We start from the raw sequence: 15,913 nt of genomic DNA, 5'->3' as shown, positions 1-15,913 counted from the left end.
CTAGGTGACCGGGCGACCCCGCCAGGTGAGCCGGCGTCGCTTCCGCAGATGGTACGACCGGACGGTCAGCCAACCGAGGACCACGACCGACACGGGGTGGCCCAGCGCGTCGGGCCACGCCCGCCCGCCGGTGGCGCGGGCGCTGACCACCCGCCCGGCGACGCCGGCCAGGTAGGCCAGGAACGCCACAGCGGCCACCGCCGGCGCGCCGGCGATCAGCGCCCCGGCGGCCAGCAGCGGCGGCGCGACGTAGAGCGCGACCAGCAGCGCCAGCACGGCCGCCGCCGCGGTGGGATGCCCGAACGTCGCCCACAGCGACTTGGTGTAGCCGTCGCGCAGCTGCGGCCAGGTGTCGTACATCCGGCAGGACGCCAGCCGGGATCCGTCGGCCAGCGCGATCCGCCCGCCGGCCCGCTTCACCGCCCGGGCCAGCTCGATGTCCTCCAGCACCTTGTCGGCCACCGCCGCGTGCCCGCCGGCCCGCAGGTAGCCGGCCCGGTCCACGACCAGGAACTGCCCGCCCGCCGCGGCCAGCGACGGCCGCCGCGAGCGTTCCATCGCGCGCAGCGGCAGGAACGTCAGCCACAACCACTGCAACAGCGGCTGCACCAGCCGGTCGGCCGCCGTCCGCACCACGATCCGGGGGTACGGCGACAGCAGCGCCGCGTCAGCCGCGCGCAACTCGGTCACGGCCGCCGCCACCGCGTCCGGGGTGAGCACCACGTCCGCGTCGACGAAGGCCAGCACTGCCGGTTCCGGGCCGGTCCGGGTGGCGAGCTGCCAGCAGGCGTGCGGCTTGCCCAGCCAGCCCGGCGGCGGGGCGACGCCGGTGAGCAGCGTGACCCGGGGATCGTCGCCGGCCACCGCGCGGACCACGTCGGCGGTGCCGTCGGTCGAGCCGTCGTCGAGCACCACGATCCGCAGGTCCGGCACGCCGCGCTGGGCCAGCAGCGCGCGCAGGCACGGGGTGACCCGTCCGGCCTCGTCGCGCAGCGGCAGCAGCACCGCCACCGGCTCGGTCACCTCGGCCGGGCCGGCGGCCGGGCGGCGCAGCCAGGCGAACGCGTTGACGAGCGTGTGCCCGGTTAGCGCGGCGACCGCCACGGCCAGCGCGAGGGCGGCGATCATGCCGGGGCGTCGACGCGCGGCGCCGGCTCCGGCGTGCCGGCCCGGTCCTGACGGGCCCGCCACAGCGTCACCGCCAGCGGCACCGCCGCGACCGCCATCCCGGCCGCGCCCCACAGCGCCGACGCGGGCAGCCGCAGGAACACCGCGTGCGCCAGCACGCTGGAGGCGTACGTCCAGAGGTAGAGCGCGAACATCGGTGCGTCCCGGCCGTCGACCCGGTCCGCCGACGGCCCGGCGAGCGGGCGCAGCGCGACGGCGAGCAGCACCGCGAAGCCCAGCCAGCCCAGGTAGTTGCTGACCGGGATGCCGGGTAGCCCGGGCAGCGCCGGGGTGGCGTCGAGCCAGGTCCAGTAGCCCTCGGCCACCATCTGCGGGTCGAGGAACAGGTCCCAGGCGGCCAGCCCGACCGCCGAGAGCGCGATCCGCGCGACGCGGGAGCGGACGAGCCGGACCGCGGTGAGCCAGGCCGGCCAGGCCATCCAGGTCCAGGCGAGCGGGATGATCAGCGGCACCCCGGCCAGCTTCGGGCCCAGCTCGCCGGAGTAGTCGTAGCTGCCGAACGGAAACCCGGTGGCCACGCCGACCGCCTCCACCGCGAACCCGCCGCCGGTGACGACAGCGACCAGCGCGACGGCGGTACGGACGCCGCGGGTCAGCAACGCGTGGCCGACCGAGAGCAGCCAGCCGAGCACCACAGCGGCCACCGTGAGCCCGGCCCGGGTCGCGCCGCCGGTGAGCGGGTAGCAGATCTGGGCGAGCACCAGCACGGCCAGCAGCGCCCAGGGCAGCCGCGCGCTCACGGGGCGCCCGGCGGGGGCAGCGGCAGGTCCCGGCCGAGTACGCCGAACGGCCGCTCGTCGCCGGGGAAGTGGAAGTGGCGCAGGACGTCGACGAAGCCGAACCGGCGGTACAGCCGCCAGGCCCGGGACTTCTCCTCGTCGGCCTCCGGCGTGGACAGCAGCGTGGTGTCGCCCTCGGCCACGGCGAGCAGCGCGCGCAACTGGCGGGCGCCCAGGCCGTGCCCCTGCGCGGGCGGCCGGACGTGCAGCTCCACCACCTCGAACGGGTGGGCCAGCCAGCGCTGCCGGGCCTGCGCGTTCAACGCCCGGTGCACCTGGTCGTGCCACCACTGCCCGGTGGCGCCCCGGTAGCCGTACCCGAAACCGGCCAGGTGTCCCTCGCTGGTCAGGCTGGCGACGGCGCGGAAGCCGGGCCGGCGGACGTGGGTGGCGATGTAGCCGCGGCGGGCCTCCAGCAGGTCGGGCCGGTAGCCCATCGCCTCGCCGTAGACGGCCACCACGTCGTCCAGCCGCCGGACCAGGTCGTCCGGTGTCCACCGCACCAGCCTCATGCGTGCCCTCTCGCCGTCTCCGGGGCGCCCTCGGCGGCCCAGCCCAGCACCGTACGGTCGCCGACCACGTCGCCCACCGCGAACCGCGCGAACAGTTCCTCCGCGTACCAGCCCTCGGTGGGGGTGCGGGTGATCGCGGCGCGGTGCTCCGGGGAACGGTACGCGAACGCGACCAGGTCCGCCGGGTCGCGCCACACGCTCACAGTGCCCTGCCAGCCCAGCGGCGCCTCGCCGACGCCGAACCGGGCGAGCAGTCCGGGCGCGGCGTGCAGGGCGCCGGCGACCGGCGGGATCGCCCGCCAGAACGTGGCCGCGCGGCGGGCCCGCAGCCGGGCCCGGGTCAGCGCCAGCACCGGCCCGGTGACCCGTCCGCCGGACGGCGTGCCGAACGGCTCGCGGCCGGACCACCGGCCGCGGCTGGTCAGCGGGCGCAGGTCCACCCGTACCGTGGCGCTGGCGATCCGGGTCCAGGAGCGGGCGACCGGGGAGGCGTCGAAGCCGGCCGCGTCGGCGGGGGAGTCCCACACGACGAGCGCGGCCCACCGGGTCAGGTCGGCGTCGCCGGGGCCGAAGCCGGTGCCGGTCCCGGTGCCGAGCAGTTTGGCGAAGCGGACGCCCGGCAGCCGGCGCAGCCGTGCCGGGTGGGTGGCCATCCGGCCCAGCACACCGGGTACGGCCCGGCGCTGCACACGCCACACGTGCAGCGTGACGAGTCCGGGGTTCACGCCACCTCGGCCGGGGTGCCGGCGGTGATCCGCAGCAGTTCCGCGTACGTGGTGGGGAACACCGCCCGGGGTACGCCGCCTGCGGCCCACACCTCGTCGTACCCGGCCAGGGCGGTGTCCACGACTGTGCGCAGCGGAGCGGGGTGGCCGACCGGTGCGACGCCGCCGATCGCCTGCCCGGTGTGCCGCCTGACGAACTCCGGGCTGGCTCGGCGCAGGTGGGTCACGCCCAGCGTGGCGGCGAGCCCGGCGGTGTCCACCCGGTGCGCGCCGGAGGTGAGCACCAGCAGCGGCGCGTCGTCCGCGTCGAAGATCAGCGAGTTGGCGATGGCGCCGACGGAGACGCCGAGCGCCTCGGCCGCCGCAGCCGCGGTGTGCACCGCCTCGGGCAGTAGCCGGACGAGGCCGGCCTCGCCCGATCCGTTCCGCGCGCCCGCGTCGTCGAGCACGCGCTGCACCGCCTGCACGTTCGGGTGTGGCTGCATGCACCCATTCTTCCCCCACCCCGGTACGGCCCTGCCGGGGGCGTCGCCCTCCCGTGCGTCCCCGGCGCGTCACACGTTGCGTTTTCGTCGGTGGGGAGGTGTACTGTCGGGGTAGTTAGAACGAGTGTTCGATTTCGGCTCGAAGTCAGGTTCGGCTCGAAGTCGGTTCGGCGCGAACGGCAAGTGGCTCAGCTCCCCGGCTGGCCCGGCTGATCCGAGCCGGTCGCGCACTCGTCGAATGCTCCGGAAGCGGTGTTTCGCGGCACCGGCTTCCGGGAGGTGCGGCACCGCGGGCCGCACCGGGTCTCGGACAGTCGCGAGTCCGGGCCCGTCAGGCAGGTCGTCGCCCGCCGCCCACGACCCCCGGGCGGCGGGCGACGGACCCGCCGGCACGCCGGCCGGGTGTGGGTGTGGGGAAGCGTCCACATCCGGCCGGCCGCCACCTGAAAGGTGCGTCTTCCTCCGCACCGACCGCTCCGGGCGACCGGGCGACGTTCCCCGTCGCGCGACCGCCCGCCCCGGCCACACGCGGAGGAGAGACCCATGCCGACCAGTCCGGCCCAGGCGCCCACGGTGCCCGCGCACGTGCTGCCGCACCGCACCCCCGCCCAGTTGCTCGCGGTGGCCCGCGACGGGCTGGCCGAGGCCGCCCGCACCCGACCCGACGGCCTCCGGTACGCCGCCGCCCACCTGGCGGCGCTGCGCGCCGCCGCCGCCGTGCTCGCCGCCCGGGCCCGCCCCGCGCCCGCCCGCCGGCACCGGATCACCAGCGTCTGGGTGCTGCTCGCGACCGTTGCCCCCGAGCTGGACGAGTGGGCCGCCTACTTCGCGGCCGGCGCGAGCAAGCGGGCCGCCGCCGAGGCCGGCATCCCCCGCGTGGTCACCGCCCGCGAGGCCGACGACCTGCTGCGCGCCGCCGAGGAGTTCGTGACGGTGGTGGAGACCGCGCTCGGCCTGGCCCACCAGCCGGCGCTCGACGGCCTGCCCCGCCCGCTGCGGCTCGGCGCCTCCGACTCCCCGCCCCGGCCCGGAGCAGCCGCCGCCTGATTCGTGGCGCCCGGCCACCACCGGCGGGACCCGGGTGGCCGGGCGCCGCACCCCCGGCACACGCGTGCCGCGCACGACACGATCCACGGCACCATCCACGGGCGGGCCCCGTGGCGAAACACGACGGGGGGTTGGTCCGATGGCGGGCCGCATGGTGGTCGGTTCCGCCGCCCTGGCCGATCTGGTCCGTCCGGCGAGCGCGCCCGACCCGGCCGGTGGCCACCGGGTGCTGCCCGTCCGGGCCGAACTGACCGGGCTGCTGCCCAACCGCGGCCTGCGACGCGGCAGCACCGTCGCGGTCGGCGCCGGCCGGCCCCGGCGCAGCGGCGCCACCTCGCTGATCCTCGCGCTGCTCGCCGAGGCGTCCCGGGCCGGCTCGTGGTGCGCGGTGGTCGGCGTACCCACCTTCGGGGCGGGCGCCGCCGCCGAGGCGGGCATCGTCCTGGACCGGCTGGCCCTGGTGCCCGACCCCGGGCCGGAGTGGCCCACAGTGGTCGCCGCGCTCATCGACGGGGTCGACGTGGTGGTCACCGCTGTGCCGGCCACCGTCTCCGCCTCGGTCGCCACCCGGCTGGCCGCCCGCGCCCGGCAGCGCGGAAGCGTGCTCGTCCCGTACGGGCGGTGGGACGGCGCGGACGTCACGCTCCAGGTGGTCCGGGGTGTCTGGCAGGGGCTCGGCCCCGGTCGCGGGCGGCTGCGCCGCCGTGAGGTGACGGTCTCGGCCCGGGGCCGGGGCGCCGCCGCCCGCCCCAAGGAGATCAAGGTGTGGCTGCCCGGCGATGAGCTGACCCGGGTGATCCCCCGCTCGGCCGGGCTCGGCGCCCCGTCCGCCGCGCCGTCGCGCCGGCTGCGCGTGGTCGCCCCGCCCGCCCGTACGCTCGCCGCGGCCGGTCCGGCGTGAGCGGCGACCCGCAGCGGACGCTGCTGCTCTGGTGCCCAGACTGGCCGGTCCTCGCCGCCGAGATCGTCGACGGGGTGCCCGCCACCGACCCGGTCGTGGTGCTGCACGGCAACCGGGTGATTGCCTGCTCCGAGCGGGCCCGCGCCGAGGGCATCCGGCGCGGGCTGCGCCGCCGCGAGGCGCAGGGGCGCTGCCCGCACCTGACGGTGGTCGACCACGACCCCGGCCGGGACGTGCGCGCGTTCGAGCCGGTGGTGGCCGCCGTGGAGGAGGTGGTCGCCGGGGTCGAGGTGATCCGGCCCGGCGCCTGCGCCACGGCGGCCCGGGGGCCGAGCCGCTACCTCGGCGGCGAGGAGGCGGCGGCCGAGCGGATCGTGGAGCACGTCGCGCAGAGTTGCGCGGTGGAGAGCCAGGCCGGCATCGCCGACGGGGTGTTCGCGGCCGGGCTGGCCGCCCGCGAAGGGCGGATCGTGGCCCCCGGCGGCACCCGCGAGTTCCTGGCCGCCCGGCCGGTCGAGGCGCTCGGCCGGCCCGCGCTGGCCGACCTGCTGCGCCGGCTCGGCGTCCGTACCCTCGGCGACTTCGCGGCGCTGCCGGCCGGGGATGTGCTGGCCCGGTTCGGTTTCGACGGGGCGCTGGCGCACCGGCTCGCCGGTGGCCGGGACGACCGCCCGCCGGCGGTCCGGCAGCCGCCCGCCGACCTCACAGTCACAGCCGACTACGACGAGCCGGTCGACCGGGTCGACGCCGCCGCGTTCGCCGCCCGCATGCTCGCCGAGCGGCTGCACGAGCGGCTGGCCGGGTACGGCCTGGCCTGTACCCGCCTCGGCATCGAGGCGGTCACCGCGCACGGCCAGGAGCTGCACCGGGTCTGGCGGCACGACGGCCTGCTCACCGCCGCGGCCATCGCCGACCGGGTCCGCTGGCAGCTCGACGGCTGGCTCTCCGGCAGCAACGGCCGGGGCGGGACGCGTCCGGCCCGGCCCACCGCCGGGATCGTCCGGTTGCGGCTGGTGCCCGACGGGGTGCTCGCCCAGGCGGGTCTGCAACCCGGGCTGTGGGGGGAGACCGGTGAGGAGCGGGAACGGGCGCACCGGGCGCTGAGCCGGGTGCAGGGCATCCTCGGCCCCGAGGCGGTGGTCACCGCCGTGCTGGGCGGCGGGCGGTCCCCGGCCGACCAGGTGCGCCTGGTCCCGTGGGGCGACGAGCGGGTGCCCGCACGTCCCGGCCCGCCACCCCCGCCGGCCGCCGCAGCGTCCCCGGTCCCGGCGTCCCCGTCGCCGTCTCCGGCCGCGTCGCTGTCTTCGGCCGCGTCGCTGTCTTCGGCCGCGTCGCTGTCTTCGGCCGCGTCGCCGTCTCCGACTGCGTCCCCGTCTCCGACCGCGTCGCCGTCCCGGGCTCCGGTCCCGGCCGTGCCGCTGTCTTCGGCCGTGCCGCTGTCCTCGGCCGGGTCGCTCGTCCCGGTCGTCGGGGCCGCTCCGGGTGCCGCGGTCGCCTCGGCCGTCGTACCCGATGCGGATGTGCGGGCCGGGCGGCGGGCCGGGCGGGGCCGGGCGGCGCCCGAGCCGCCGTGGCCGGGCCGGATCCCGCCGCCCGCGCCGGCCGTGGTCCTGCCCGCCCCGCTGCCGGCCGACGTGCGCGACGCGGCCGGGGAACCGGTCGTGGTGAGCGCCCGGCTGGCGGTCAGCGCGGCGCCGGCCCGGCTCACAGTCGGCGACGGCCGCCCGGCCGAGATCACCGGCTGGGCCGGCCCGTGGCCGGTGGACGAGCGCTGGTGGGCGCCGGCCGAGGCGCGCCGCCGGGCCCGGTTCCAGGTGAGCCTGGCCGACGGCGCCGCCCTGCTGCTCGCGGTCGAGGGCGGGCAGTGGCTGGTGGAGGCGATCTATGACTGAGCGCCCGGTCCCGCTGCCTCTTCCAGGAAGATCTTGGTACGAAAGCGCCCCTCGGGGGGCCGTTTCGTACCAAGATCTCGGCTGGTTGGTCGCCGGGCGGGGGAGGCGCCGGTGAGCTTCCACAACCCGAAGATGCCCTGGTCGAAGCTGGAGCAGGTGCTCTCCGGGCGGGCCGAGGGCGAGCGGCACCTGCACGTGGTGGAGCCGCACGTGGTCGACCCGCTCGCGGTCGACGCCGACGGGGGTGACTCCCCGGCCTGGAGCCGCAAGCGGCAGGAGTACCGGCCGCCGGAGCTGGCCCGCCCGGACGGCGTGGTGCCCTACGCGGAGCTGCACGCGCACTCCAACTTCAGCTTCCTCGACGGCGCCAGCCACCCGGAGGAACTGGCCGAGGAGGCGGCCCGGCTCGGGCTCACCGCGCTCGCCGTCACCGACCACGACGGCTTCTACGGCGTGGTGCGCTTCGCCGAGGCGGCCCGCGCGCTGCGGCTGCCGACGATCTTCGGCGCGGAGCTGTCCCTCGGGCTGCCCGGCCCGCAGAACGGCGAACCCGACCCGCTCGGCCGGCACCTGCTGGTGCTCGCGCACGGCCACGAGGGGTACGCGCGCCTGGCCGCCACCATCTCCCGGGCCCAGCTGCGCGGTGGGGAGAAGGGCCGCCCGGTCTACGGCGAGCTGGAGGAGATCGCGGCGGAGCTGAAGGACCACGTGCTCGTGCTCACCGGCTGCCGCAAGGGGCACGTGCCCGCGGCGCTGCTCACCGAGGGCGTCGACGCGGCGGCCCGGGAACTGGACCGGCTCACCGCGCTGTTCGGCGCGGAGACGGTGGCGGTGGAGCTGACCGACCACGGTCATCCGGTCGACGCCGACCGCAACGACGCGCTCGCCGACCTGGCCGCCGCGGCCGGGCTGCCCACCGTGGCCACCAACAACGTGCACTACGCCACCCCGGGACGGCGTCGGCTGGCCACCACACTGGCAGCGGTCCGGGCCCGGCGCAGCCTCGACGAGATCGACGGATGGCTGCCCGCCGCGGCCACCGCCCACCTGCGCAGCGGGGCGGAGATGGCGGCGCGGTTCGCCGCGTACCCGGGTGCTGTGGCGCGGGCCGCCGAGTACGGCGCGGAACTCGCCTTCGACCTTCAGCTCGTGGCGCCGAAGCTGCCGGCGTACCCGGTGCCGCCCGGGCACACCGAGATGAGCTGGCTGCGCCGGCTGACCATGGACGGCGCCCGCGAGCGCTACGGCCCGCCCGAGGCGCACCCGGAGGCGTACGCGCAACTGGAGCACGAGCTGCGGATGATCTCCGATCTCGGTTTCCCCGGCTACTTCCTGGTGGTCTACGACATCGTCGCGTTCTGCCGCGCGCAGGGCATCTACTGCCAGGGCCGGGGCTCGGCGGCCAACTCGGCGGTCTGCTACGCGCTGCGCATCACCAACGTGGACGCGGTCCGGCACCGGCTGCTGTTCGAACGGTTCCTCGCCCCGGAGCGCGACGGCCCGCCGGACATCGACGTGGACATCGAGTCCGACCGCCGGGAGGAGGTGATCCAGCACGTCTACGCCCGTTATGGCCGGGAGCACACCGCCCAGGTCGCCAACGTCATCTCCTACCGGCCCCGGTCGGCGGTGCGGGACGTCGCCAAGGCGTTCGGCTTCTCGCCCGGCCAGCAGGACGCCTGGAGCAAGCAGATCGACAGGTGGGGCTCGGTCACCGCGGTCGACGTGGCGGACATCCCCGAGCAGGTGGTCGCGTACGCCAACGAGCTGGCCGGCGGCTCGGGGAGGTGGGCGGGCTTCCCCCGGCACCTGGGCATCCACTCCGGCGGCATGGTGATCTGCGACCGGCCGGTGATCGAGGTCTGCCCGGTGGAGTGGGGCCGGATGCCCGGCCGCAGCGTGCTCCAGTGGGACAAGGACGACTGCGCCGCCGCCGGCCTGGTCAAGTTCGACCTGCTCGGCCTCGGCATGCTGTCGGCGCTGCACTACGGCTACGACCTGATCGGCTCCCGCCTCGACCTGGGCGACATGACGCTGGACGACCCCGAGGTCTACGACATGCTCTGCCGGGCCGACTCGGTGGGCGTGTTCCAGGTGGAGAGCCGCGCCCAGATGGCCACGCTGCCCCGGCTCAGGCCGCGCGAGTTCTACGACCTGGTGGTGGAGGTGGCGCTGATCCGGCCCGGCCCGATCCAGGGCGGGTCGGTGCACCCGTACATCAGGCGCAAGAACGGCCAGGAGCCGGTCACGTACGCGCACCCGCTGATGCGCAACGCGCTGGAGAAGACACTCGGCGTACCGCTGTTCCAGGAGCAGCTCATGCAACTCGCCATCGACCTGGCCGGGTTCGACGCGGCCGGCGCCGACCAGCTACGCCGGGCCATGGGGGCGAAGCGGTCGGTGGAGCGGATGACGCAGATCGCCGACCGGCTCTACGCCGGGATGGCCGAGCGGGGCATCACCGGCGAGCTGGCCGACGACGTCTACCGCAAGCTCACCGCGTTCGCCAGCTACGGCTTCCCGGAGAGCCACGCGATGAGCTTCGCCTACCTGGTGTACGCCAGCTCGTGGCTCAAGCGCTACCACCCGGGCCCGTTCCTGGCCGCGCTGCTCAACGCCCAGCCGATGGGCTTCTACTCGCCGCAGACGCTCGCCGACGACGCCCGCCGGCACGGCGTCGAGGTACGCCGGCCGGACATCAACGCCAGCGGCGCCAAGGCGGTGCTGGAGTCCACCCCGGAGACCCGGTGGGGCAGTGTGCCGGGCGAGCCGCCGCACGCCTGGGGGCTGGGCGGCCCGGCGGTGCGGCTCGGGCTGGGCAGCGTCCGTACCCTCGGCGAGGACGTGGCCGAGCGGATCGAGGCGGAACGCGCCGCGCACGGGCCGTACCGGGACATGCCGGACCTGGCCCGCCGCGTCGGTCTCACCGCCGCGCAGCTGGAGGCACTGGCCACCGCCGACGCGTTCGCCTGTTTCGGGCTGACCCGGCGGCAGGCCCTCTGGGCCGCCGGCGCGGCGGCCCAGGACCGGCCCGGCCGGCTGCCCGGCACGGTGACCGGCGCGGACCCGCCCACCCTGCCCGGCATGGCCGCGGTGGACCGCCTGGTCGCCGACGTCTGGGCCACCGGCCTGTCCCCGGAGAGCCACCCGGCCCGGTTCATCCGGGACCGGCTCGACGAACTGGGCGCGGTGCCGATCGCCCGCCTCGGCCAGGTGCCGCCCGGGCAGCGGATCCGGGTCGGCGGGATCGTCACCCACCGGCAGCGCCCGGCGACCGCGGGTGGCGTCACGTTCCTCAACCTGGAGGACGAGACCGGGATGCTCAATGTCACTTGCTCCCCGGGGTTGTGGCAGAGATACCGTCGAATCGCCCGCACCAGCGGAGCACTTGTGGTGCGGGGCCGGCTGCAGCGGCACGAGGGCGTCACGAACCTCACCGCGGACCGGCTGGACGCGATCGAGCCCCCCGTCACACCGGCATCCAGGGATTTCCGTTGATGGAGTGATCCACATTACGGTTTCCCCGAGCCGGAGGCGGGAGACTCCCGACGCGGGTGGTGCAGAGTGGCCCACCCGGGGTATGGGGGATGAACCGATGACCTTTCACCGCACGTACGCCGGTGGCGTGGCAAACGCCCGACGGACCCGCCTCGGCGCCGGCTGGGCGCCCACCCACGAGGCCGAGCCGCGGGAGTACCAGGTGACCGACGGCCCGGTGGCCAACAACCAGCGCTCCCGCGCCGAGGACGACCCCGCCGGCGGCGGCGAGTCCTGAACCCGGGCCGGGGGTGACTAGGCTCGGCGCGTGGAGCAGATCCGAACCCTCACCCCCCGCACCGCAGTCATCTGGTCGGTGCTCCGGGCCGAGCTGGACCGGCGGGCCGGCGAGCGACTCTCCGTGCTCGATGTCGGCGGCGGGACCGGCGGCTTCGCCGTCCCGCTCGCCGAGGCCGGTCACCGGGTCACGGTCGTCGACGCCAGCCCCGACGCGCTCGCCGCGCTGACCCGCCGGGCCGCCGAGGCCGGGGTCGCCGATCGGGTACGCGCGACGCAGGGCGACGCCGACGCGCTCACCGGACTGGTCGAACCTGCCACCGTTGACCTGGTGCTCTGCCACTCCGTCCTCGAAGTGGTCGACGACCCGGAACCGGTGATGTCCGCGCTGGTCACCGCGCTGCGCCCGGGAGGCGCGGCGAGCGTGCTGGTCGCCGGCCGGGCCGCCGCCGTGCTCGGCCGGGCGATGAACGGGCAACTGGACGCCGCCGCCGCGCTCGCCGCCGACCCGCACGGCACCACCGGCGGCCGGGACACGCTGCGCCGCCGCTACGACGCCGCCGACGCGAGCGCGCTGCTCACCGCCGCCGGCCTCGTCGTGGAGGAGATCCACGGGGTACGGGTGCTCGCCGACCTGCTCCCGGCGGCGGTGGCCGACGGACAGCAGGCCGCCCTGGTGGAGTTGGAGCGCGCGCTGGCAGCCCGGTCCCCGTACCGCGATCTCGCCGCCCAGCTGCACCTGTTCGCCCGCCGCCCGGCATGACCGATCCGACGCCCGGCCCGGCCCCCCGTCCGCTGGACCGGGTGGCGCCGCGCTACGACGGCGGCGGCCTGATCGACGTGCTGCCCAGCGCGCTGGCGCTGCTCGGCGTACCGGGTGCGGCCGACCGGCTCGGCCTGGCCCCGCGCCTGGCCGGGGTACGCCGGATCGCGGTGCTGCTCGTCGACGGCCTCGGCTGGTACCAGATCCCCACCGCCGCCCCGTACGCCCCGACGCTCGCCGGCCTGGCCGCCACCGTCGGCCGGCCGCTGACCACCGGCTTCCCGTCCACCACCCCGACCAGCCTGGTCAGCCTCGGCACCGGCACCCCGTCGGGCGCGCACGGCGTGCTCGGCTTCACGGTCCGGGTGCCCGGCACCGACCGGGTGCTCAACCACGTCGACTGGACCGGCGACCCCGATCCGGTGAGCTGGCAGCCGGTGCCCACCTGGTACCAGCGGGCGCGCGCCGCCGGGATCGCGGTGACGGTGGTCAGCCGCCCCGAGTTCGCCGGCAGCGGCCTGACGCTCGCCGCCAACCGGGGCGGCGACTACCGGGGCGCGGCCGGCGCCGACGCGCTCGCCGCCCGGATGCTGGCGGCGCTGGCCGCCGGGGACGGGCCCGCACTGGTCTCCGGCTACCACCCCGACCTGGACCGGCACGGGCACCTCAGCGGCGTCGACTCCGCGCCCTGGCGGACCGCCGCCGCCGATGTGGACACGCTGCTGGCCCGCCTCGTCGACGGGCTGCCGCCGGACGCCGCGCTGCTGGTCACCGCCGACCACGGCCAGCTCGACGTGCCCGCCGGCCACCGGATCGACCTGGACACCGACCCCCGGCTGCGGACCGGGGTACGGGTGGTCGCCGGCGAGCCCCGCGTCCGCTACCTGCACGTCGAGCCGGGCGCCGAGGCCGACGTGGTGGCCGCCTGGACCGAGGTGCTGAGCCCGGCCGCGCAGGTGCTGACCCGGGCCGAGGCGGTGGCGACCGGCTGGTTCGGGCCGGTGCCCGAGGCACACCTGACCCGGATCGGCGACGTGGTGGTGGTCTGCCGGGACACGTACGCGGTGGTCGCCACCCGCTCCGAGCCGCCGATGGCGTCGCGGCTGGTGGCGTACCACGGCGCTGACACCGCCGCCGAGATGACGGTCCCGCTGCTGGTGGTCCGGGGCTGACCCCGGTTCGTCCCGTGCCTCTGCGCTGCGGGTCTGGGACGGTTTCGCCTCGTCCGGGGCCCGGCGGGCGGTGGCTGTCGGCCTGGCCCTCGTCCGGGTCGGCGGCGGCGGGCTGGGCTGGGTCTGGTTCGTCAGGGGCCGGCGGGCGGTGGCCGTGGGCTGGGCGGTGGAGTTGTCGGACCGGCGGGCTAGCCTGCTGGCATGGGCCGCAGCCAGTCGTTGCCCCGAGGCGGTGACCCGCGCTTCGGGCCGGACGCCGACGACACCGGCTGCACCATCCTGCACGTCGACATGGACGCGTTCTACGCCTCGGTGGAGGTGCGCCGCCGTCCCGAGCTGCGCGGCCGGCCGGTGGTGGTGGGTGGCGTCGGGCCGCGCGGCGTGGTCAGCTCCGCCAGCTACGAGGCCCGGCGGTACGGCGTCCGCAGCGCGATGCCCACCGCCCGCGCCCGGGCGCTGTGCCCCGGCGCGGTCTACCTCCCGCCCGACTTCGCCGCCTACACCGAGGCGTCCCGGGCCGTCATGCGGATCTTCCGGGACGTCACGCCGCTGGTCGAGCCGCTCTCACTGGACGAGGCGTTCCTCGACGTGGCGGGCGCCCGCCGGCTGTTCGGCCGGCCCGCCGGCATCGCCGCGCTGATCCGCCGCCGGGTCGCCGAGGAACAGCAGCTGACCTGTTCGGTGGGCGTGGGGCCGAGCAAGTTCGTGGCCAAGCTCGGCTCGACCCGGGCCAAACCCGACGGCCTGCTCGTGGTCCCGGCCGCCCGGGTGCTGGATTTCCTGCACCCGCTGCCGGTGTCCGCCCTGTGGGGCGTGGGGGAGCGTTCCGCGGACGCGCTGCGCCGCCTCGGCCTGCGTACCGTTCGTGACCTCGCCGAAGCGCCGGCCGGCCTGCTGCGCCGGGCCGTGGGCGAGGCGTCCGCCGCCCACCTGCACGAGCTGGCCTGGGGGCGTGATCCGCGCGGGGTCACACCCGAGCAGGTGGAGAAGTCGATCGGCGCGGAGGTCACGTTCGACACCGACGTGAGCGACCCGGACGAGATCCGGCGATCCCTGCTCGCGCTCGCCGACAAGGCCGGTGCCCGGCTGCGGGCGGCCGGACAGGTGGGCCGTACCGTGTCGCTCAAGGTCCGCTTCGCCGACTTCCGGACGATCAGCCGCTCCCGCACGCTCGCCGTGCCCACCGACACCGCCCGGGAGATGTTCGACACGGCCTGGGCGTTGTGGGGCGCGCTGGCCCCCGGCGAGCCGGTTCGGCTGGTCGGTGTCCGGATGGAAGGTCTCGCCCCCGCAGGGGAGACCCCGCAGCAGCTCACCCTGGGGGCGCCCGAGCGCGGCTGGCGCGAGGCGGAGGCGGCGGCCGATGCGGCGGCTGCCCGATTCGGGCGGTCCGTCATAGGTCCGGCCAGTCTTCTCGGCCGTCGTGAGACACGACAAGTCGAAAAACCGACCCGGCCGTAGGTCGTCCCGCTTTCCGACGCGCGGGGGCCCTCGTAGACTTGCGGGTAAGCAGCCGGTTGGCTGCCACGGTCTGTCGGCCCGCCCGGGCCGACCAACGTGACCGGGGAGGAGTGCCGTGCCGCTCTCGGAGCACGAGCAGCGGCTGTTCGAGCAGATCGAGCGGTCGCTTGCCGAGGACCCCAAGTTCGCCTCGGCCGTGCGCGCCAGCGACCCGCGTTTCCATGCGCGGCGTCGCGTGCTCGTCGCTGCCGGCGTGGTCGTCGCTGGTCTGGCCCTGTTGATCTACGGTGCCGTGATCAAGATTCCCGCGGTGGCCGTGGCGGGTTTCGTCGTCATGCTGGGCTCGTTGGGCTACGCGGTGCAGTCGCACCGCCGATCCCAGTCGCCCGACCTGCACGTGGTCGGCGGCACGACGAGCCGGCGTCGTCCCCGTGGCCGCAGTGGTGGTGGCGGTCGCCGGGGCTCCTTCCTCGACCGGATGGAGGACCGCTGGCGGCAGCGCCCGGAGGGCCACCGCTGACCGCGTCCCGCCCCTGATCCGGGGCGGGAAGCCGGTGGCGCCTCCGTAACAGGCCGGCAAGCGCCGCCGGGGAGACCTGCTGCCGGTCGCCGTGGCAACGCGGGCGACGGCGCGCGCTCAGTCGTGCCCGCGATCGAGTTCACCGTCACGCCGTTCGGCGCGCCCCCGCCGTCCGCCTCCTCTGCACACCGCCGCACCTCCACCTCCGTCAGCACGTGGCGCCCGGTTCGCCCCGGAGGTGAGCATGCACACCGGTCCCGGCTCCGCGGCAGAGCAGCTCACCCGAGCCGCAGCACCACAGCGAGCCCTCCCCCTCCTCCTTGCTCATCAGCAGAAGCCACACCACCCCTCCCGCGCGATCTTGCACTTTCGGCCCGAGAGCTGCCCCGAATACTCCGAATGCCCCGTTCACCCGGGCACAAACTGCAAGATCGCCAAGTCGTGGCGGTCCGCCCAGCCTGACCGATCAGCCATGCTCGCGTGGTTTCCCGGATTCGTGGCCCTATCCCGGGTCGTCATGGATCTTGGACGGAAAGTGCCCTTACCGGGGCCATTTCGTACCAAGATCTCGGGCGCATCCGCCCAAGAAGCGGTGATCAAGGAGTTTGTGTGGTCAGCGGGGCTGGATTCGGACACAAAGTCCTTGATCAATGTCGCGAGGTACGGGAGGGCGGGGGAGAGAGGACCAGCGGGC

General features: G+C 76.1%; 14 protein-coding genes. 9 read left to right on the top strand and 5 right to left on the bottom strand.

Features of this window, described 5'->3' with window-relative positions; genetic code table 11:
- Genes O7622_RS25135 through O7622_RS25115 form a run of 5 tightly spaced genes read right to left on the bottom strand, consistent with a single transcriptional unit; the run spans position 1 to position 3,689 of the window.
- Complete coding sequence (locus O7622_RS25135) at positions 1–1,128, bottom strand: glycosyltransferase family A protein (RefSeq protein ID WP_282310630.1); 1,128 nt, start codon at positions 1,126–1,128, stop codon at positions 1–3.
- Positions 1,125–1,928: a carotenoid biosynthesis protein gene (locus O7622_RS25130; RefSeq protein ID WP_282310629.1), complete on the bottom strand. Its 804-nt coding sequence runs from the start codon at positions 1,926–1,928 to the stop codon at positions 1,125–1,127. The genes O7622_RS25135 and O7622_RS25130 overlap by 4 nt, the downstream gene beginning before the upstream one ends.
- The gene (locus O7622_RS25125) at positions 1,925–2,479 is read right to left on the bottom strand and encodes a GNAT family N-acetyltransferase (RefSeq protein WP_282310628.1); all 555 of its coding nucleotides are present in this window, start codon (positions 2,477–2,479) and stop codon (positions 1,925–1,927) included. Before O7622_RS25125 ends, O7622_RS25130 begins: the two co-directional genes overlap by 4 nt.
- Positions 2,476–3,204, bottom strand: a complete 729-nt coding sequence (locus O7622_RS25120; protein ID WP_282310627.1) for a monooxygenase — start codon at positions 3,202–3,204, stop codon at positions 2,476–2,478. The genes O7622_RS25125 and O7622_RS25120 overlap by 4 nt, the downstream gene beginning before the upstream one ends.
- Positions 3,201–3,689 (bottom strand): YbaK/EbsC family protein, encoded by a 489-nt coding sequence (locus O7622_RS25115; protein WP_282310626.1) that lies wholly within the window; start codon positions 3,687–3,689, stop codon positions 3,201–3,203. Before O7622_RS25115 ends, O7622_RS25120 begins: the two co-directional genes overlap by 4 nt.
- A gap of 543 nt (positions 3,690–4,232) precedes the next feature.
- On the opposite strand from O7622_RS25115, the gene O7622_RS25110 reads away from it, so the two are divergent.
- The 9 genes from O7622_RS25110 (at position 4,233) to O7622_RS25070 (ending at position 15,219) form a co-directional block, all read left to right on the top strand.
- Positions 4,233–4,736 carry an SAV_6107 family HEPN domain-containing protein gene (locus O7622_RS25110; RefSeq protein WP_282310625.1) on the top strand — a complete coding sequence of 168 codons (504 nt, stop codon included), beginning with the start codon at positions 4,233–4,235 and terminating at the stop codon, positions 4,734–4,736.
- Positions 4,737–4,875: 139 nt separating this feature from the next.
- Positions 4,876–5,637, top strand: a complete 762-nt coding sequence (locus O7622_RS25105) for a hypothetical protein (RefSeq protein ID WP_282310624.1) — start codon at positions 4,876–4,878, stop codon at positions 5,635–5,637.
- Complete coding sequence (locus O7622_RS25100) at positions 5,634–7,529, top strand: DNA polymerase Y family protein (RefSeq protein ID WP_282310623.1); 1,896 nt, start codon at positions 5,634–5,636, stop codon at positions 7,527–7,529. Before O7622_RS25105 ends, O7622_RS25100 begins: the two co-directional genes overlap by 4 nt.
- A 111-nt stretch (positions 7,530–7,640) precedes the next feature.
- Positions 7,641–11,027 carry an error-prone DNA polymerase gene (locus tag O7622_RS25095; RefSeq protein WP_282310622.1) on the top strand — a complete coding sequence of 1,129 codons (3,387 nt, stop codon included), beginning with the start codon at positions 7,641–7,643 and terminating at the stop codon, positions 11,025–11,027.
- 97 nt (positions 11,028–11,124) lie between these two features.
- On the top strand, positions 11,125–11,304 hold the full coding sequence (locus O7622_RS25090) for a hypothetical protein (protein ID WP_282310621.1): 180 nt from the start codon (positions 11,125–11,127) through the stop codon (positions 11,302–11,304).
- 30 nt (positions 11,305–11,334) lie between these two features.
- The gene (locus O7622_RS25085; protein WP_282310620.1) at positions 11,335–12,066 is read left to right on the top strand and encodes a methyltransferase domain-containing protein; all 732 of its coding nucleotides are present in this window, start codon (positions 11,335–11,337) and stop codon (positions 12,064–12,066) included.
- Positions 12,063–13,238 carry a nucleotide pyrophosphatase/phosphodiesterase family protein gene (locus tag O7622_RS25080; protein WP_282310619.1) on the top strand — a complete coding sequence of 392 codons (1,176 nt, stop codon included), beginning with the start codon at positions 12,063–12,065 and terminating at the stop codon, positions 13,236–13,238. The genes O7622_RS25085 and O7622_RS25080 overlap by 4 nt, the downstream gene beginning before the upstream one ends.
- Before the next feature lie 201 nt (positions 13,239–13,439).
- Positions 13,440–14,699, top strand: coding sequence for a DNA polymerase IV (locus O7622_RS25075; protein ID WP_282310618.1), 1,260 nt, complete (start codon positions 13,440–13,442; stop codon positions 14,697–14,699).
- A 115-nt stretch (positions 14,700–14,814) separates the two neighbouring features.
- Positions 14,815–15,219 (top strand): DUF3040 domain-containing protein, encoded by a 405-nt coding sequence (locus tag O7622_RS25070; protein ID WP_282310617.1) that lies wholly within the window; start codon positions 14,815–14,817, stop codon positions 15,217–15,219.
- The last annotated feature ends 694 nt before the right edge of the window (positions 15,220–15,913 follow it).

Origin of the sequence: Micromonospora sp. WMMD1076, assembly GCF_029581475.1 — a bacterium.
In the GTDB taxonomy this organism is placed as follows: Bacteria; Actinomycetota; Actinomycetes; order Mycobacteriales; family Micromonosporaceae; genus Micromonospora; species Micromonospora aurantiaca.
This window is presented reverse-complemented; position numbering and strand designations above follow the sequence as displayed.